At 58.6% G+C, this 18,821-nt stretch carries 11 protein-coding genes; 7 read left to right on the top strand and 4 right to left on the bottom strand.

Annotation, left to right across the window (positions count from 1 at the left end):
• Window positions 1-40 precede the first annotated feature (40 nt).
• Window positions 41-2,338 carry a fatty acid cis/trans isomerase gene (locus tag PMI22_RS12350; RefSeq protein ID WP_007946503.1) on the bottom strand — a complete coding sequence of 766 codons (2,298 nt, stop codon included), beginning with the start codon at window positions 2,336-2,338 and terminating at the stop codon, window positions 41-43.
• A gap of 155 nt (window positions 2,339-2,493) precedes the next feature.
• Between PMI22_RS12350 and metH the strand changes: the two genes are divergently transcribed.
• Window positions 2,494-6,204, top strand: coding sequence for a methionine synthase (gene metH, locus PMI22_RS12355; protein ID WP_007946502.1), 3,711 nt, complete (start codon window positions 2,494-2,496; stop codon window positions 6,202-6,204).
• Between the two features lie 95 nt (window positions 6,205-6,299).
• Window positions 6,300-6,518 carry a DUF2970 domain-containing protein gene (locus PMI22_RS12360; protein ID WP_007946501.1) on the top strand — a complete coding sequence of 73 codons (219 nt, stop codon included), beginning with the start codon at window positions 6,300-6,302 and terminating at the stop codon, window positions 6,516-6,518.
• Here the strand turns inward: PMI22_RS12360 and PMI22_RS12365 are convergent.
• On the bottom strand, window positions 6,515-7,591 hold the full coding sequence (locus PMI22_RS12365; RefSeq protein ID WP_007946499.1) for an ABC transporter substrate-binding protein: 1,077 nt from the start codon (window positions 7,589-7,591) through the stop codon (window positions 6,515-6,517). The genes PMI22_RS12360 and PMI22_RS12365 overlap by 4 nt on opposite strands.
• 520 nt (window positions 7,592-8,111) lie before the next feature.
• Between PMI22_RS12365 and PMI22_RS12370 the strand changes: the two genes are divergently transcribed.
• A complete protein-coding gene (locus tag PMI22_RS12370) occupies window positions 8,112-9,770 on the top strand; it encodes a nitrite/sulfite reductase (protein ID WP_033049319.1) in 1,659 nt (552 codons plus the stop codon).
• Window positions 9,754-10,248: a DUF934 domain-containing protein gene (locus PMI22_RS12375; protein ID WP_007946496.1), complete on the top strand. Its 495-nt coding sequence runs from the start codon at window positions 9,754-9,756 to the stop codon at window positions 10,246-10,248. The genes PMI22_RS12370 and PMI22_RS12375 overlap by 17 nt, the downstream gene beginning before the upstream one ends.
• 52 nt (window positions 10,249-10,300) lie before the next feature.
• On the opposite strand, the gene PMI22_RS12380 is transcribed toward PMI22_RS12375, so the two are convergent.
• Entirely contained in the window at window positions 10,301-14,041 is a 3,741-nt protein-coding gene (locus PMI22_RS12380) for a dermonecrotic toxin domain-containing protein (protein ID WP_007946495.1), read from the bottom strand.
• Between the two features lie 185 nt (window positions 14,042-14,226).
• Window positions 14,227-15,249, bottom strand: coding sequence for a protease SohB (sohB, locus tag PMI22_RS12385; protein ID WP_007946494.1), 1,023 nt, complete (start codon window positions 15,247-15,249; stop codon window positions 14,227-14,229).
• A 203-nt stretch (window positions 15,250-15,452) separates the two neighbouring features.
• Between sohB and PMI22_RS12390 the strand changes: the two genes are divergently transcribed.
• From PMI22_RS12390 to PMI22_RS12400, 3 genes are all read left to right on the top strand, one after another.
• The gene (locus PMI22_RS12390) at window positions 15,453-16,163 is read left to right on the top strand and encodes a histidine phosphatase family protein (protein WP_007946493.1); all 711 of its coding nucleotides are present in this window, start codon (window positions 15,453-15,455) and stop codon (window positions 16,161-16,163) included.
• Between the two features lie 78 nt (window positions 16,164-16,241).
• Entirely contained in the window at window positions 16,242-16,556 is a 315-nt protein-coding gene (locus PMI22_RS12395) for an SCP2 sterol-binding domain-containing protein (RefSeq protein WP_007946492.1), read from the top strand.
• 295 nt (window positions 16,557-16,851) lie between these two features.
• Window positions 16,852-18,699, top strand: a complete 1,848-nt coding sequence (locus PMI22_RS12400; protein WP_033049324.1) for an amidohydrolase — start codon at window positions 16,852-16,854, stop codon at window positions 18,697-18,699.
• Window positions 18,700-18,821 lie beyond the last annotated feature (122 nt).

The following is an 18,821-nucleotide window of genomic DNA, read 5'->3' as shown; positions in this document are numbered from 1 at the left end:
CTTCGCGGGCAAGCCCGCTCCCACAGGGTTAGTGTGTGAATCAGAGGTTTTCGTAGCGGTTCATGTCCAGCACGCCCTCTTCCACCGGGTCGGTCTCATGGACGTATCGGCTGAGGTCGTGGAAATAGAACCAGAATTGAGGATGACTGCGGCGAATCCCCCAACGTTCGACGATTTTCTCGAAGCTATCCGCATCCTTGGCACTCTCCATCGCATCAACGAAGGCCGGTACTTGGTCCGCCGGGATGTTGAACATGAAGTTCGGATAACTACTGAGTACGCCCGGGTAAATCGTCAGCGTGTCGAGCCCCGGCTGATAGCGCCAAGACTCACCGACCAGGAACGCCACGTTGCTGTGCGCACGGTTGCGCAGCAGGCTGTAGACCTCGCGTTTACCGCTCGCGGTTTCGATGCGCAGCATTGTCGCTTCGGGCAACTGGTCGATGACCTTCAATCCCGCCGCCGGGCGCGAAGTCAGGCGACTCAAATCCTGTTCGGCGTCCTGCAAGGCCGGGTCGATATTGGGCCGTGAGCAATACGCGCCTGAGCACCGGTTGATCGGATCGGGCCTGGCGTTGAGATCGCCGTAACGGGCCAGCAATTGCGTGGCGAAGTCGCGCTTGGGGTCTTTTTCGTCGAGTTTCAGCGCGGTCGGTTTGTCGTCATCGATGGCCTCGTAGTTCAGCCACATCTTGACCTTGCCGCCGTCCTGGTACCAATCGTCGAGGTAGCCGTCCCGGGAGTCGGCCGGCATCAGGCGCAGGAAGTTCTGCTCGGCGCCGTTACGGATCAGGTCGAAATACAGACGGGTCTGGGCCTGATGGGAAACGTTGCCGAACACATCGAAGTTCACCGCCAGTTGATAGTAAGTGCGCTCCAGCAGCGGGAAGTCGAACAACCACATCGTTTGCGGCACGTCGCCGATCAGGCCCTTGTTCACCGAAGCACTGTCGAAGTGCCGGAAGATGCTCAGCAGCGCGTTGTCATTCCCCGCCCACAAGGTCGACCAGCTGGGTGCCGGTGCGTCGGCGTAGCTGTCCCGGCGCAGCACTTCGTACTCGTTACGTTTGTCGCGGTAGTCATGCCACAGGCTCAAGACGCTGCCGACGTCATCGTTTTGGCCGGGCATGGCCAGCAACGGCGTGGCCTGCCCGCGATAGTTGGGGTCGATGATATAGAGGTCGTGATCAGGGGCCTGGAACAGCGCCCAGAAGTGATCACGGATCACATCGGTGGCAATCTGGCCACGGCACACCGGGCCGCGAATGAAGGTGCGCACAAAGTACTCGGCGTTATCGAGCATGAACTGATAACGCGCCTGCGCCGGGATTGCTTCAAACGTGGTAAACGGATTGGCCCGCCGCTCCGGCCCATAACCGGGCAAGGCATCGACCTGCCAGTTGCCGCTGTAAAACAGGCTTTTGACCCGCGCCATCTTCGCCGCACTCAGCGCATAGGTAATGTGCGTCTTCTGCACAATCACACCCTGCACCGGCCACAAACGGTAATACACCTGCGTGCCAGGGTCGTCATTCGGACGGCGTGTGGTAATCAGGTCAATCGGCTGGCCGGTTGGCGTACGTGAACGCACCCACTGGAAGAAGTGCCCAGGCTCGCCGTCCTTGAAGTAGATATGCGCAAGAAACCAGTGCTCGAACAGCCAGCGCGCCACCAGGCTTTGCCGGGAGCCGGGCGCGTTGAGCAGGTTTTCCCACTGCACCACCTGCAACGCCTCTTGCGCGCTCGGTACCAGCCCTTGCTCATCAATCGGCGCACCTGACGCCAGCCAGCGCTGCAGCGTCTGGTATTGCTGATCGGTCAGGCCAGTGACTGCCAGCGGCATACCCTCTTTGGGGTGCGAACGGGCGTAACCGTCGAATTGCGCCGGTGTGGCGCACATGTTTTCCCGGTTCAGCCCCAGCACGATGTCTTGCGGAATTTTGGCATTGGGTTGCAACGGGGTGTTGTGGCCCAGTTCAAGCATTCGCGCCATCAACGCGGCCTGACTGCCCTGGGCGTCAAGCACCGGAAAAAACCCCTTTTGCTGCCAGGCTTGCTTGCCAGAAGCATCGTAAAACAGCCGGGTCGGTGCAGCAGCGGTGACGCGATCGCCGTCGTAGACCGGGACTTTCGTCGCGCCACGTGCCGCTCCTTCGCCACTGCCGAGGTTGAGCTGACAAGCGGCATCATTGCATGCGTGGCAGGCGACGCACTTTTCGGTAAAGATCGGCTGTATGTCACGACTGTAGGAAATAGCAGAAGAAATGGCCGGACCTTGCGCAACAGCGTCCCAGCTTAGAAGCAGCATAAACATGCTGATGATGACGCGATACGACATATCCCTGGTCCCAATCATGGAAAATCGCCGCGATTCTACCGGGTGGACGCCCGTGCCAACATGAACGATATTCATGCAAAACCGGGGCATGCTCTAAAAGCGCACAGGTTTGCTATGATCCCGCCCCTTCGTCATGGCCTTTCCGAGTAGTCCAAATGTCCGATCGCAGTGTTCGCCTTCAAGCTCTCAAGCACGCCCTCAAAGAGCGCATCCTGATTCTCGATGGCGGCATGGGCACGATGATCCAGAGCTACAAGCTCGAAGAACAGGATTACCGTGGCAAACGCTTTGCTGACTGGCCAAGCGATGTCAAAGGCAACAACGACCTGTTAGTGCTGACTCGCCCGGATGTGATTGGTGGCATCGAGAAAGCTTATCTGGATGCCGGCGCCGACATTCTGGAAACCAACACCTTCAACGCCACCCGGATTTCCATGGCCGATTACGGCATGGAAGAACTGGCCTACGAATTGAACGTTGAAGGCGCTCGCCTGGCGCGCCAGGTCGCCGATGCGAAAACCCTCGAGAACCCGGACAAGCCGCGCTTCGTCGCTGGCGTACTGGGCCCGACCAGCCGCACCTGCTCGCTGTCGCCAGACGTGAATAACCCTGGCTACCGCAACGTGACCTTTGATGAACTGGTGGAGAACTACACCGAGGCCACCAAAGGCCTGATCGAAGGCGGCGCCGACCTGATCCTGATCGAAACCATCTTCGACACCCTGAACGCCAAAGCGGCGATCTTCGCCGTGCAAGGCGTGTTCGAAGAGTTGGGTATCGAGCTGCCGATCATGATTTCCGGCACCATCACCGACGCCTCCGGCCGCACCCTTTCCGGCCAGACCACCGAAGCCTTCTGGAACTCCGTGGCCCACGCCAAGCCAATCTCGGTCGGTCTGAACTGCGCCCTCGGCGCCCGCGAATTGCGCCCGTACCTGGAAGAACTGTCGAACAAGGCCGGCACCCATGTTTCCGCGCACCCGAACGCCGGTCTGCCGAACGAATTCGGCGAGTACGACGAGCTGCCGGTGGACACCGCCAAGGTCATTGAAGAGTTCGCCCAAAGCGGCTTCCTGAACATTGTCGGTGGTTGCTGCGGCACCACGCCGGGCCACATCGAAGCCATCGCCAAAGCCGTGGCCGGTTACGCGCCGCGTGAAATCCCGGAAATCCCCAAGGCCTGCCGCCTCTCTGGCCTGGAACCCTTCACCATCGATCGCAACTCGTTGTTCGTCAACGTCGGCGAACGGACCAACATCACCGGTTCCGCCAAGTTTGCCCGCCTGATCCGTGAAGACAATTACACCGAAGCCCTGGAAGTCGCCCTGCAGCAGGTCGAAGCCGGCGCCCAGGTGATCGACATCAACATGGACGAAGGGATGCTCGATTCGAAGAAGGCCATGGTGACCTTCCTCAATCTGATTGCCGGCGAGCCGGACATCTCCCGCGTGCCGATCATGATCGACTCCTCGAAGTGGGAAGTGATCGAGGCCGGCCTCAAGTGCATCCAGGGCAAGGGCATCGTCAACTCGATCAGCATGAAAGAAGGCGTCGAGCAGTTCATTCACCACGCCAAACTGTGCAAGCGCTACGGCGCGGCTGTTGTCGTGATGGCGTTCGACGAAGCCGGCCAGGCCGATACCGAAGCACGCAAGAAAGAGATCTGCAAACGTTCCTACGACATTCTGGTCAACGAAGTCGGCTTCCCGCCAGAAGACATCATTTTCGACCCGAACATCTTCGCCGTGGCCACCGGTATTGAAGAACACAACAACTATGCCGTGGACTTTATCAACGCCTGCGCCTACATCCGCGACGAGCTGCCGTATGCGCTGACCTCGGGCGGCGTGTCCAACGTGTCCTTCTCGTTCCGTGGCAACAACCCGGTGCGCGAGGCGATTCACTCAGTGTTCCTGCTGTATGCGATCCGCAACGGCCTGACCATGGGCATTGTCAACGCCGGTCAGCTGGAGATCTACGACCAGATCCCGCAAGAGCTGCGCGATGCCGTCGAAGACGTGATCCTCAACCGCACCCCGGAAGGCACCGACGCCCTCCTCGCCATCGCCGACAAGTACAAAGGCGACGGCAGCGTCAAGGAAGCCGAGACCGAAGAATGGCGCGGCTGGCCGGTCAACAAGCGTCTGGAGCATGCGCTGGTCAAGGGCATTACCACGCACATCGTTGAAGACACGGAAGAATCCCGTCAGTCCTTCGCTCGTCCGATTGAAGTGATCGAAGGCCCGCTGATGTCCGGCATGAACATCGTCGGCGACCTGTTCGGCGCCGGCAAAATGTTCCTGCCTCAGGTGGTGAAATCCGCCCGCGTGATGAAACAGGCCGTGGCCCACTTGATCCCGTTCATCGAACTGGAAAAAGGCGACAAGCCCGAAGCCAAGGGCAAGATCCTCATGGCGACCGTCAAGGGCGATGTGCACGACATCGGCAAGAACATCGTCGGCGTGGTCCTGGGTTGCAACGGCTATGACATCGTCGACCTCGGCGTAATGGTCCCGGCAGAAAAAATCCTGCAAGTGGCGAAAGAGCAAAAATGCGACATCATCGGCCTGTCCGGTCTGATCACGCCTTCGCTGGATGAAATGGTCCATGTCGCCCGCGAAATGCAGCGTCAGGATTTCTACCTGCCGCTGATGATCGGTGGCGCGACCACCTCCAAGGCCCACACGGCGGTGAAGATCGAGCCGAAGTACAGCAACGACGCTGTGATCTACGTCACCGACGCCTCCCGCGCCGTGGGCGTGGCGACGCAGTTGCTGTCCAAGGAATTGAAACCGGCGTTCGTCGAGAAAACCCGTCTGGAATACATCGACGTTCGCGAACGCACCGCCAACCGCAGCGCCCGCACCGAACGCCTGAGCTACCCGGCGGCCATCGCCAAGAAGCCGCAGTTCGACTGGGGCACTTACGAGCCGGTCAAACCGACGTTTACCGGCGCCAAAGTGCTGGACAACATCGACCTCAAGGTTCTGGCCGAATACATCGACTGGACGCCGTTCTTTATCTCCTGGGACCTGGCCGGCAAGTTCCCGCGCATTCTCGAAGACGAAGTGGTCGGTGAAGCGGCGACGGCACTGTACGCCGATGCCCAGGAAATGCTCGCCAAGCTGATCGACGAAAAACTCATCAGTGCCCGTGCGGTGTTCGGCTTCTGGCCGGCCAACCAGGTGCGTGACGATGACATTGAAGTCTACGGCGATGACGGCAAGGCGATTGCCAAGCTGCATCACCTGCGCCAGCAAATCATCAAGACCGATGGCAAGCCGAACTTCTCCCTGGCCGACTTCGTTGCGCCGAAGGACAGCGAAGTCACCGACTACGTCGGCGGTTTCATCACCACCGCAGGCATTGGCGCTGAAGAAGTGGCAAAGGCGTATCAAGATGCTGGCGACGATTACAATTCGATCATGGTCAAGGCCTTGGCCGACCGCTTGGCCGAGGCTTGCGCCGAATGGCTGCACCAACAGGTCCGTAAAGACTACTGGGGCTACGCCAAGGACGAGACGCTCGACAATGAAGCGCTGATCAAAGAGCAATACACCGGCATCCGCCCTGCTCCGGGCTACCCGGCCTGCCCGGATCACACCGAGAAGTCCACGCTGTTCAAACTGCTGGATCCGGAGGCTGAAGAGCTGAAGGCGGGTCGTAGCGGCGTGTTCCTCACCGAGCACTACGCGATGTTTCCGGCGGCGGCGGTCAGCGGTTGGTATTTCGCTCACCCGCAGGCGCAGTACTTCGCCGTGGGCAAGATCGACAAGGATCAGGTGCAGAGCTACACGTCGCGCAAAGGTCAGGAGTTGAGTGTGACTGAGCGCTGGCTGGCACCAAACCTCGGTTACGACAACTAACCAGCCCGGTTGGCCACAACTCCGTGGCCAACAAAGACCCCCTGTGGGAGCCGTAGGTCTATGCTTATGGCTCAAACACAGGTGACGAGGGATTTATGGACGATCCAGTCGACAACAAGCCGCCCACCTTCTGGCAGATGCTGCACAGCGTCATGGCCGCCGCATTCGGGGTGCAGAGCGGAAAGAACCGGGCTCGGGATTTCACTCACGGCAAACCGAGTCATTTCGTGATTCTGGGGATTCTGTTCACGGCGGTGTTCGCGTTGACCTTGTACGGCATCGTGCAGTTGGTGGTGTATCTGGCCGGGGTTTAGGGCATCAACGTATGCAGGCTGAACGGGTAACGGTAAGACGTTGGCCGCCCCTTGGCCGATAGACGACGGAAGTTCACGCCATAGTCCGGCTTAGCCCCCAACGCCAGCAGCTGTCTGGCTTGCGCCTTGTCGATCGGTTGCAGCAACGGGACCTGCCGATCACGGCCGCCGTACTGGCTGAGGTCCACGCCCTGATCCACGTCATGCAACTGAACCAGCGCCCAGCCGCCCAACGTGAAGTGCCCGCCCAACAACACGCTCAGCGTGCCATCGACTTTCGCCTGTAACGCAGCGGGTGAGGCATTGACCGCGCCAAACAAGGCGTCCTTGCCGGGCATACCGCCCTTTTCTTCCGAAAACGCCTGCATCGCGCCAAAGGCCATTTCGTCGTTGGCTGACCATATCAGCGAGACGTTCGGATAGCGCCGAAACAGCAGTTTCGCCTGTTCATAGGCGCGTTCACGGGTCCAGCCGCTGTAAACCATTTGTCGCAAACGAACTTCCGGATGCTCGGCCAGCGCGCGCATCATGCCTTGTTCGCGCAGTTGCGCCGAGGAAGTGATCTTCAGACCGGAAAAGGCCAGCAGCTCAATCACCTGACCGGGTGCAGCAGGCGGATGCAAACGAATCAGCTCCTTGAGCATCAGGTAGCCACCTTCCTCGTCGTTGGGCACCAGACTGCCGAGGCGATCGGGACGTTCGCCCAGCAGGCTCAATTGGTTGGCCGTCAATGACGAGTTGACCATAAACAGCTTCACGCCGCTGCCTTGCGCCAGTCGCAGGATTTGCGGTGCAACGTACTGTTCGTTGACAAACACCAGATAATCCGGACGGTCAGGACCTTGCAAAGCCTGGCGTGCTTGCGCCACGGTGAGTTCGGGCATGCGTTGAGAATAGAGAATCTGCAAGTCGATGCCGAGGTCCCGGGCAGCGGCCTGCATGAATTGCGCGTAGCTGGTCCAGAATGCTTCTTGCGTCTTCCCCGGACTCAGAAACAACACCGATTCCGCACGCGCAGCCGATCCGAAGACCACGCCAAGCATCAGTAGACAGGTGTAGAAAAGCTTCAACATTAACGTCCGAGCCCCCGAAATTGCGCCGCGCAGTATAGCCAGTGAAATTTCGTAAAACGGTGTTTATTGCTGTTTTTGTCCGACAATCGTCAGAACGGGACCCGGACGGGGTCGGTTATTGATGACTGACCCAGAATACTGCCGTGCCCACGACCAGGATGATCAGAAACAAGATCGCCCAAGCATCGACCGTACTGTCAGTCTTTGTCGCTTTGGTAGGGTTGCTCATTGCATCGCCTCTTGTCGGTTTTATCGGTGATTGCATAAAGACTCGACCACAGTAAAGACGACGATTGCCCGCACCACAAATAGGGGTTTAGTCATAACGCTTGCTGTTAGTCGCTTTGGTTCTTTACATATACTCAAACATCACTTTTGCGCATAACCGCAAACTGGTATCTTGCCCCGGCTCCGTAGGGAGAGCGCGGCCGTGCGCGCAGAATTGCAGAGGTTCTTGGACTGCGGCAAGCACAAAAACGCAGCTGTATCCGAGCGACCCAAGCCTGAGAACAGGACCTATATGTACGTATACGACGAATACGATCAGCGGATCATCGAGGACCGCGTCAAGCAGTTCCGTGATCAGACCCGACGCTATCTGGCAGGGGAGCTGAGCGAAGAAGAATTCCGCCCCCTGCGCCTGCAAAACGGGCTCTACATCCAGCGATTCGCGCCGATGTTGCGAGTGGCGGTGCCTTACGGCCAACTGACTTCGCGCCAAGTGCGAATGATGGCCAAGATTGCCCGCGACTATGACAAGGGCTACGCCCATATCAGCACCCGGCAGAACGTGCAGTTCAACTGGCCGGCCGTGGAAGACATACCGGACATTCTCGCTGAACTGGCGACCGTGCAGATGCACGCGATCCAGACCAGCGGCAACTGCCTGCGCAACGTCACCACCGACCAGTTCGCCGGTGTCGCCGCCGATGAATTGATCGATCCGCGCCCATGGTGCGAGATCGTCCGTCAGTGGACTACGTTCCACCCGGAATTCGCCTACCTGCCGCGTAAATTCAAGATCGCAGTCAACGGCTCGACGTCTGACCGTGCTGCCATCGAAGTCCATGACATTGGCCTTGAGCCGGTGCACAACGCCGCAGGCGAACTGGGCTTCCGTGTGCTGGTCGGTGGTGGCCTGGGCCGTACGCCGGTGGTGGGTGCGTTCATCAATGAGTTCCTGCCGTGGCAAGACCTGTTGAGCTACCTCGATGCCATCCTGCGGGTCTACAACCGCTATGGTCGTCGTGACAACAAGTACAAGGCGCGCATCAAGATTCTGGTCAAGGCGCTGACGCCTGAAGTCTTCGCGCAAAAGGTCGACGCGGAAATGGAACACCTTCGCGGTGGCCAGACCACGCTGACCGAAGCCGAAGTGCATCGCGTCGCCAAACACTTCGTTGACCCGGACTACAAGGTCCTGGACAACCAGAGCGCCGAACTGGCCGAGCTCGACCAGCAGCACCCTGGCTTCGCCCGCTGGCGCACGCGCAATACCCTGGCGCACAAGAAGCCGGGCTATGTGGCCGTGACCCTGTCCCTGAAGCCGACCGGTGTGGCACCGGGCGACATCACCGACAAGCAGCTCGACGCCGTGGCCGAGCTGGCCGACCGTTACAGCTACGGTCAACTGCGCACGTCCCACGAACAGAACATCATTCTGGCCGACGTGGAACAGTCCCGACTGTTCGCGATGTGGGGCGAGTTGCGCGAACAAGGTTTCGCCACGCCGAACATTGGCTTGCTGACCGACATCATCTGCTGCCCTGGCGGAGACTTCTGCTCGCTGGCCAACGCGAAATCGATCCCGATTGCCGAATCGATCCAGCGTCGTTTCGATGACCTGGACTATCTGTTCGACATCGGTGAACTGGACCTGAACATCTCCGGCTGCATGAACGCCTGTGGTCACCACCACGTCGGCCACATCGGCATCCTCGGGGTGGACAAGAAAGGCGAAGAGTTCTACCAGGTGTCCCTCGGTGGCAGCGCCAGTCGTGACGCCAGCCTGGGTAAAATCCTTGGCCCGTCCTTTGCCCAGGAAGCCATGCCTGACGTGATCGAAAAGCTGATCGACGTGTACATCGAACAACGTACCGAAGACGAACGCTTCATCGACACCTATCAGCGTATCGGTATCGACCTCTTCAAGGAGCGCGTCTATGCAGCGAATCATTAAAAACAACGAGGTCGTCGACGAGACCTGGCACTTGCTGCCCAAGGACTTCAACATCGATGAGATCAGCAACTGCGATGACCTGATCGTCCCGTTGCAGCTGTGGCGCGAACACAGCCGTATGCTCAAGGCCCGCGATGGCGGCTTGGGCGTTTGGCTGGACGCCGGCGAAGAAGCTGAAGAGATAGGTGACGACGTGGATCTGTTCCAGGTAATCGCCTTGAACTTCCCGGCGTTCACCGACGGCCGCAACTACTCCAACGCCCGCCTGCTGCGTGACCGTTACGGTTTCAAAGGTGAACTGCGGGCGATCGGCGATGTGCTGCGCGACCAGCTGTTCTACCTGCATCGCTGCGGTTTCGATGCGTTCGCAATACGCGCCGACAAAGACCCGTATGAAGCCCTGGAAGGTCTGAAGGACTTCTCAGTGACTTATCAAGCCGCCACCGACGAACCGCTGCCGCTGTTCCGTCGCCGCTGATGGTCAAGCCTTGAACCCCTCACGGGGTTCAAGGCTCCCCTCCTGCTTTGAATTAAAGATTGGCACGTTCCTCAAGTGCCCTGAAAGCCGCCATCGGATGATCAAAACGCCCGCTGCTGCGACTTAATCGATTCCACATTTGCTCCGAAGCATCGGCCTCGTCCAACAATCGCCAGACTCGTGTTTGTAGCGATAGATAGCTGACTTGAAAATCGGCCGTCAGGCTCAGCCTGTCCATGACCGCTAAAAACCGTGTGCCAGAAGGCTTGCCTGCCAGTCGTTGCCAAAGCGCATGCCGGGACTGCTGCAACGCTGCCTCGCAGTCTCGCAGCCATACTGTCGACGTTCCATAGTCGGCGCCGGGCATTCCAAGCCATAAATTGATTCCCGTTGCCTCTCGATGACTGATCAGCCGACGTAGCGTGTCTTCGTCCGTCAGCGGATTCCCCCACAGCAACACGCGATCGTCTGCAACGGCCTGATTTATCACCGCGGGTGGAACCCGGGTAATCTGGTTATCCCGTAAATCCAGGGACGTCAGATAGGGCTCGTCCTTGATACCGATCGGGCACCGGCTGATGTGTGTATTTCTCAGGTTAAGCTGGCGTAGATCGTTCATACCCAACACCAGAGGGGGTACACCCAGCGGGTTGTCACTCAAGTCCAGCAATTGCAGTTGGGTCAGGTCACGCAGCTGTGACGCGGCACTTTCACTGAAAACCAGCCGTGTTCCACGCAGGTGCAGCGAGCGAAGGTGCGTCAATTGCTCGATTGCGGGCGGCAAAGAGCGACCAGCATCGCCGGCCACGATGTAGTGACGCAAGTCCACGCTGTCCAGATCCAGTATTTCAAGGTTTGGAAAACGCTCGATAAACCCGTTCAAGCTGTCCTGCTCGGTCAGATGGAAGCCTTTCATCAACAACTCGGTCACGTCGTCGAACCGCACATTCAACGTTGGCATTCGGTGATAGTTTTCGTAATTCATATCCAGCGTGGTAGACGGGGAACCGCCACGCTTTTGCCATATGGAGACCAGTTCCTCGGCGAGCTCCGTCCTCAGGGCTCGTTCATCTTGTAGCTCATCCGCCAGCAGCTGGTCGTTGTACGCCGTGATTTGTGCGGACGTCAAATCCTCCGCCGCCGCATCGCCAGCAACCAGAAACGGAAGGTCCATATCAGCGACATCATGGGGAACGCGGTCAATCCAACGGCTCAAATCGATGTTGAGTTGCTGAAGTTGCTGCTTTAACCCATCGATATAAGCTTGCACATTGTTGCCCACCCGTTGCAGGACTTCATCGGCCTGCGCAGCGGTGAAGTCAGGATAAATATCCTTGAGCTGCAACCTCATCATCTCGTGGGTCATGGCTACGCCTTGAGGTGTCGGGGGGTAACCTCCGCCGCGCAGCCCCTGAGGCTCAAACGTTAGCCCGCTGTCCATCCTTTGCAGGCCCAGCAGGGTTTGCGAACGAGGTATCGCCACTGCGCCGACCTTGAGTCGCAGCTCATTGGCAGGATCATCAGTCATCAGGTGTAACGCCAAGCGTTCGTCCTTTGACAGGATAGCGAGGACAGCCTCGTAGAAGTCCGATGGCAAGGCTGGGGGGTCATAGCGATCTTTTGCCCTGATGAGGCTCCGAGTGTTAGCAGCATCGAGTGGACCGCAGCTGTCCAGAACTCGCCCGGAAGGCGAATGGTCAAGAATGTTTATCCGAAGATTTTTGGGCCATCCGGGTACATTCTGGAGGGAGTGCAATGCCAGCGTGTCCGTCTCGGCATTGGCGACCGATCCAAGGTAAAGGCCTTCGTAAGCACGATTCAGGCGCACATGCTGCTGGTACTGACGGGCCTTGCTGTCCAGGCGTTTGAACACTTGCCTGACCTCGACAACGTCGGGCGTCGCGCGAATGTCTACGCCATAGCGGTCGAGCATTTGCTCTATGGCGCTTTTGGGAAGCCCCGGGTATTGACGTTGAAACAGCTGGACCCATTTATGCTCCGATTGCTGCAGCGCGGCGTAACGGCTATTGAATAATCCGGTTTGACCGACCGGCCCCAGTTCCTGATCGAGCTGGAAGCGGCTGATCGTGTCAGTCAGCAACGGAGTCGGTGGCCGGCCGGTGTTCATCAAGCGCAGCATGTCGTCGTCTACTGCGCTGACCTTGCCGATCTGCGCCAGGACTTCATCGCTGAATGACGCGACCGAGGGGCCAATGCCGCGGATCAGCTCCAGCCGCGATAGCCTGGAAGGCGCTGCCACACTGTCCTCGGCCGGCTTTACAAGGGCGACGTGTTCACTTGGCCCAAGTGCTTTGGCCTCAGCCCTTCCAACGCTAACATCCGCCCCTGCGCCTGCCAGCGGCAGCGCATTGAGCAAGCCAAACACCGTGCGCGTTACGCCCTCTTTGCGCTGGCCCGGCGTTTCACCGTTCACGGCCTGATCCAGCCCGTAACCGGCGTCGATGAGCCCTGCTAGCGCCAATACGCCTTCTCCCCCCGGTACAAACAGTGCCAGCGGCCCAAACTGGTTTATCCATTGCACGAGTGGCTCAATTACTGCGCTCAAATTGTCACGGTTGACTTGCGCGTCGTTTCGAATGGTTTTGGCGCTCCCCCAAGCCGCCTGCTTCATGGTCAATACCAACTGTGCAAACGGATCGGTCGCAGGGGCTTGATCGTCGAACCCGACGTACTCGGCGGGATCCCAATAACCATCATTGTTGAAGAAGCCGGCATTGTTCGTCAGCCAGTGCTTTTGGGGGTAAATCGCCATGCCGTCCAACGCCGTCAGCACACCTGCGTGGAAGGTGCCGTCTTGTCGATCATCTTCGATAAAGTGAGAAGCCACGGCTTGCTTCGTGGCACTGGCATTGCTCTGTTTCACCACCCATTGGTGCAATTGCGTAACGTCGGCGAAGTCGTGCAGCGGTGAGGAATTGCCAGGGATGTACATCAGTACCCGAGGGTTGGTGGCGACACGAAAGGTCCAGATATCGGTCGCAGTGTAGCGATACAGCTTTAATCGGCTCGCCGTGACCGTGGGTGGAATGCGGGTAAGTGCTTGCAGCGATTCGGTGGTCAGCGTTTCCCATGCCTGATCCAGCGGCAAACCTGCTGCCTGCATTGCGAGCTTCAGGCCCTCCTCACTCAGGCGTTGTTCCTGTTGCTGCAACCAGGCGGCCATGACAAATGCCGCTTTGGCCGACGTTCTCAACCCACAGGGTTGCGGTGCAACGAGCATCTCGTCAGACGGCCAGGCCTGATTGAGATATGCCTTGTACGAATCCTGCAAATCCAGCTCCCAGACCCATTTCTTGAAATCAGCGGGTTTTAAGGTGATCTGTGTCGACGGCCCATAGGTCTGCGGGGCCGTTTGGCGATAAATGCCTTCGTATGTCTGGTGATTGCCGCTGCCGTGGTCAGCGAACTCGTCGACCCGCGGCACGATTCGAACAGAAGGACCAAGGTCCGGCGGGGTGTACAGGCCAAACGCATTTTCCGCGAAGCGTCCGTCTCCCACGGTCTGATAATTGGAAAGCAGCGCTTGCAGCAGCGATTGCGAGCTCGCTACTTGCCCTTGGTGAATACCCTCCGGTGCAGGATGACCCTTGTATTCGTAATCAAGTGTGACCAGCAGGGCCGTCTGTGGATCGATATCCGCCCCCCACTTCTCCCTAATCAAGCGGACCCCAAATTGACGAGGGGTTTGCGGCATTGCGATGTTCACGGCGGCGTTGAGTTCTTCGCGCATTCGTAGCGGGCGGGCGACATTGTCAGGATTGAGGTCGGTCATGTGCATTCCATTGCGAGCATTTGGAACATCACCCTAACCAGTTGCCATTCACTCGAATGCAGGATCGGGTCGACAGCAGACTTAGGAAGTTTCGCCTTTTCATAAGGGAATGTGGGCGAATCCGGGCGAAAAAAAACCGGGACATAAGTCCCGGTTTCTTCTTCAACACGATGTCGCGCTGGCGATTACCAGAAGCGTTGCTGGGTCAATCGGCTCCACCAAGTCAGCAATACACGATCGACCGAACCGCTGGCCGCCATGCCAATACGCTCTTGCAGGCTTTTTCGTTCCGCGTAGTGCAGGTGAAAGAGCTCGGCATTTTTTGCCCGTTCGGCGAGGTATTCATCGCTGGTCTTGAGTTCGTCGACCAGTTGCTTATCGAGGGCTGCGACACCGAGCCAGACTTCACCCGTGGCTACATCATCGATGGCCAGTTGCGGGCGATAACGCGCGACGAAGTTCTTGAACAGTTGATGGGTAATGTCCAGGTCTTCCTGGAACTTCTCACGCCCCTTTTCGGTGTTTTCGCCAAACACGGTCAGGGTGCGTTTGTATTCGCCGGCCGTCAGCACTTCGAAATCGATGTCGTGTTTTTTCAGCAAGCGATTGACGTTGGGCAGTTGCGCCACCACGCCAATCGAGCCGAGGATCGCGAACGGCGCGCTGATGATCTTCTCGCCGATGCACGCCATCATGTAGCCGCCGCTGGCCGCGACCTTGTCGATGCAGATGGTCAACGGCACGCCAGCATTGCGGATGCGCGCCAATTGCGAGGACGCCAGGCCGTAGCTGTGAACCATGCCGCCACCGCTTTCCAGACGCAGTACTACTTCATCCTTGGGCGTGGCAAGCGTCAGCAGCGCAGTAATTTCGTGGCGCAGGTTCTCGGTGGCTGAGGCTTTGATGTCGCCATCGAAGTCCAGCACAAACACGCGTTGTTTGGCCTCGGGGGTTTTCTTTTGCTTTTTCTCGGATTTAGCCTGGGACTTGCGCAAGGCCTTCAGCTGGTCCTTGTCGAGCAAGGTCTGCTCCAGGCGTTCACGCAGCCCTTTGTAGAAATCATTAAGTTTGCTGACCTGCAATTGACCGGCCGACTTGCGTCGACCTTTGCTGCGCAACGCCGCAAAACTGGCCAGGACCACCAGAATGGCGATCACCAGTGTCACGGTCTTGGCCAGAAAACTGGCGTATTCGGACAAAAACTCCACAGTGACTCCTTCATTACGATGCGCGGCTTAAACACGCGCGGGATGTGTTCAGCATACCCATGCGCCAGCCCGGCGACCAGCCGTGAAACCTCTGGCAACAGCCCTGTAGCGGGCATTTCAAACAAGCGTATGTTTTTTCATTGACAGCTCACTGCCATCCTCATAACCTCGCCAAACCTTCAACGTACCGGGACGACGCGGACGTGGGCAGCATCTACTTGATTCGACATGGCCAGGCCTCCTTTGGTGCAGACGACTATGACGTCCTGTCGCCGACCGGTATTCGCCAGGCAGAAATCCTTGGCCAGCATCTGGCCGGGCTGGGTATCGGCTTCGATCGCTGCCTCTCGGGTGACCTGCGCCGCCAGCAACATACCGCCAATAGCGCATTGGAGCAGTATGCCGCCGCAGGCTTGCCGGCACCGCCCCTGGAAATCGATAGTGCCTTCAATGAGTTCGACGCCGACGCGGTGATCCGCGCGCTGTTGCCGGCCATGCTGGACGATGAACCCGAGGCCCTGGACATCCTGCGCAATGCCGCGCAAAACCGCGCCGAATTCCAGCGCATCTTTGCCCTGATCATCGAACGCTGGCTGTCCGGCACCTATGACACACCTGGCCTGGAAAGCTGGCTGGGTTTTGTCGAACGCGTGCAAGGCGGCCTGCAACGAATCCTGGAATGTGCCGACAGTCACCAGAAAATCGCCGTGTTTACCTCCGGCGGCACCATCACCGCCCTGCTTCATCTCATTACACAAATACCTGCCAGGCAGGCCTTTGAGCTGAACTGGCAAATCGTCAACACCTCACTCAACCACCTGAAGTTCCGTGGTCGCGAGGTGGCACTGGCTTCCTTCAACAGTCACGCCCACCTGCAACTGTTGAAGACCCCGGATCTCATCACGTTTCGCTGAGTCCGGAATATTGTGACCCTTGCTGTAATCACCCAGCTCTAATTACCCTGCTCTAATTACCAGAAAAAGGATCAAACCATGACCTCCGTAGCTGATGCCGTACAAGCAATGAAAGCCAAGTTCAACCCAGCCGCTGCTGCCGGTCTGGACCTGGTTTTCGGTTTCCGCATCGACGACACCAAGAACTTCTCGCTGATCGTCAAAGACAGCACCTGCGAGCTGCAAGAAGGCGAAAACCCGGACGCACAGGTCACTCTGGTGATGGACGGCGAAACCCTGCAAGGCATCGTTGACGGTTCGACCGACGGCATGCAAGCGTTCATGGGCGGCAAACTGCGCGCTGAAGGCGACATGATGCTGGCGATGAAACTGTCCGAGCTGTTCCCAAGCTAAGACGGCGGTTTCCGACCTTCGGGAACCTGTCTGGCTATCAACGAATCCCGCCCCTTGTGGCGGGATTCGTCGTTTTCGATCCCTGGAAAACGCCCCGCTGCGGATTCACCGTCTATATTCCTTCTGGCCGCATCCATCAGGGATCGGCTGTTTGCCCCCGACTTATTTTGCGTGGAGCACGGCCATGAGCCCACCTGATGCCCCTGACGGTTTCAACCGCCGACGTGTACTGCAAGGCCTTTCGGCAGGTGCTGTCGGTGCCTGGATCAGCCCGCTATTCGCAGGGAGTAAAACCATGCCCGATACTCCGGCCGACCTCATTCTGTACAACGGACGCCTGCACACCGTTGATCGAAAAAAGCCCCAGGCCAGCGCTGTCGCAATCAAGGACGGACGATTTGTCGTGGTCGGCAGCGATGCCCAGGCCATGGCCCTGCAAGGCCCCGGCACGCAAATCGTCGATCTGCACGGTCGCACGGTGATTCCCGGCCTCAATGACTCGCACCTGCATTTGATCCGGGGCGGCCTCAATTACAACCTCGAGCTGCGCTGGGAAGGCGTGCCGTCACTGGTCGATGCCTTGCGCATGCTCAAGGACCAGGCCGATCGCACCCCCACGCCGCAATGGGTGCGGGTGGTCGGTGGCTGGAACGAGTTCCAGTTTGCCGAAAAACGTCTGCCAACCCTTGATGAACTGAACAAAGCGGCGCCGGACACCCCGGTGTTCGTCCTGCACCTCTACGACCGCGCCCTGCTCAACCGCGCGGCACTGAGAGTGGTCGGCTACACCCGCGACACGCCGAACCCGCCCGGTGGCGAAATCCAGCGCGATGCCAATGGCGATCCCACCGGCATGCTGATCGCCCGGCCGAACGCGATGATTCTCTACTCGACCCTCGCCAAGGGGCCCAAATTACCGCTGGAGTATCAGGTCAATTCGACCCGCCAGTTCATGCGCGAACTCAATCGCCTTGGCATCACCAGTGCCATCGATGCCGGCGGCGGTTATCAGAACTATCCCGACGACTATCACGTCATCCAGCAACTGGCCAAAGACCAACAACTCACGGTGCGCATCGCCTACAACCTGTTCACCCAGAAACCCAAGGAGGAGCTGACCGACTTCAAAAACTGGACCAGCACTTCTCACTACGGCCAGGGTGACGATTTCCTGCGGCACAACGGCGCCGGGGAAATGCTGGTGTTCTCGGCGGCGGATTTCGAAGACTTCCTCGAACCGCGCCCGGACTTGCCACAAACCATGGAGCAGGAGCTGGAACCGGTGGTCCGGCATCTGGTGGAACAGCGCTGGCCGTTCCGTTTGCACGCGACGTACAACGAATCCATCAGCCGCATGCTCGACGTGTTCGAGAAGGTTAATCGCGACATTCCGTTTAATGGTCTGCCATGGTTTTTCGACCATGCCGAAACCATTACGCCGCAGAACATCGAACGGGTAAAAGCCTTGGGCGGTGGCATTGCGATTCAGGACCGCATGGCGTTCCAGGGTGAATACTTCGTCGACCGTTATGGCGCCAAGGCGGCGGAACATACGCCTCCGATTGCGCGCATGTTGGCCGAAGGAATTCCGGTCGGCGCCGGCACCGACGCCACGCGCGTTTCCAGCTACAACCCCTGGACCTCGATGTATTGGCTGGTCAGCGGCCGCACCGTCGGCGGATTGGAGCTGTACCCGCAAGGCCTGAGCCGCGATACGGCGCTCGAACTGTTCACCCATGGCAGCGCCTGGTTCTCTTCGGAACAAGGCAAGAAGGGTCAAATCAAAGTCGGGCAATTGGCGGATTTGATCGCGCTGTCGGCAGACTATTTCCACATCGAAGATGAGGCGATCAAATGGATCGAGTCGGTGCTGACCATTGTCGACGGCAAAATTGTGCATGCCACCAGTGAGTTCGAAAAACTTGGGCCTGCGCCCATTCCTGTGGTGCCTGAGTGGTCACCGGTCGCCAAGGTGCCGGGACACTGGAAACATCTGACGCCGATGACAGCGCAGGTGCACCAGTGTGTTGGTGCCTGCGCGGTACATGCGCACAGCCATGAGCGGGCGCGACTATCGCCAGCGCCAGTCAGTGACTTCCAGGGATTTTGGGGAGCGTTTGGCTGTTCGTGTTTTGCGTTTTGATCAATGACCTCGCCTACATCGGCAATCCTCTGTGGGCCCTGCTCGCGATAGCGGTCTGAGATTCAACATTGATGTTGACTGACACACCATCGCGAGCAGGCTCGCTCCCACAGTTGTTTGCC

The organism is Pseudomonas sp. GM21 (assembly GCF_000282215.1).
Classification (GTDB): Bacteria; Pseudomonadota; Gammaproteobacteria; order Pseudomonadales; family Pseudomonadaceae; genus Aquipseudomonas.
The sequence above is the reverse complement of the archived record's forward strand: the minus strand, read 5'-3'. Positions and strand labels throughout refer to the sequence as shown.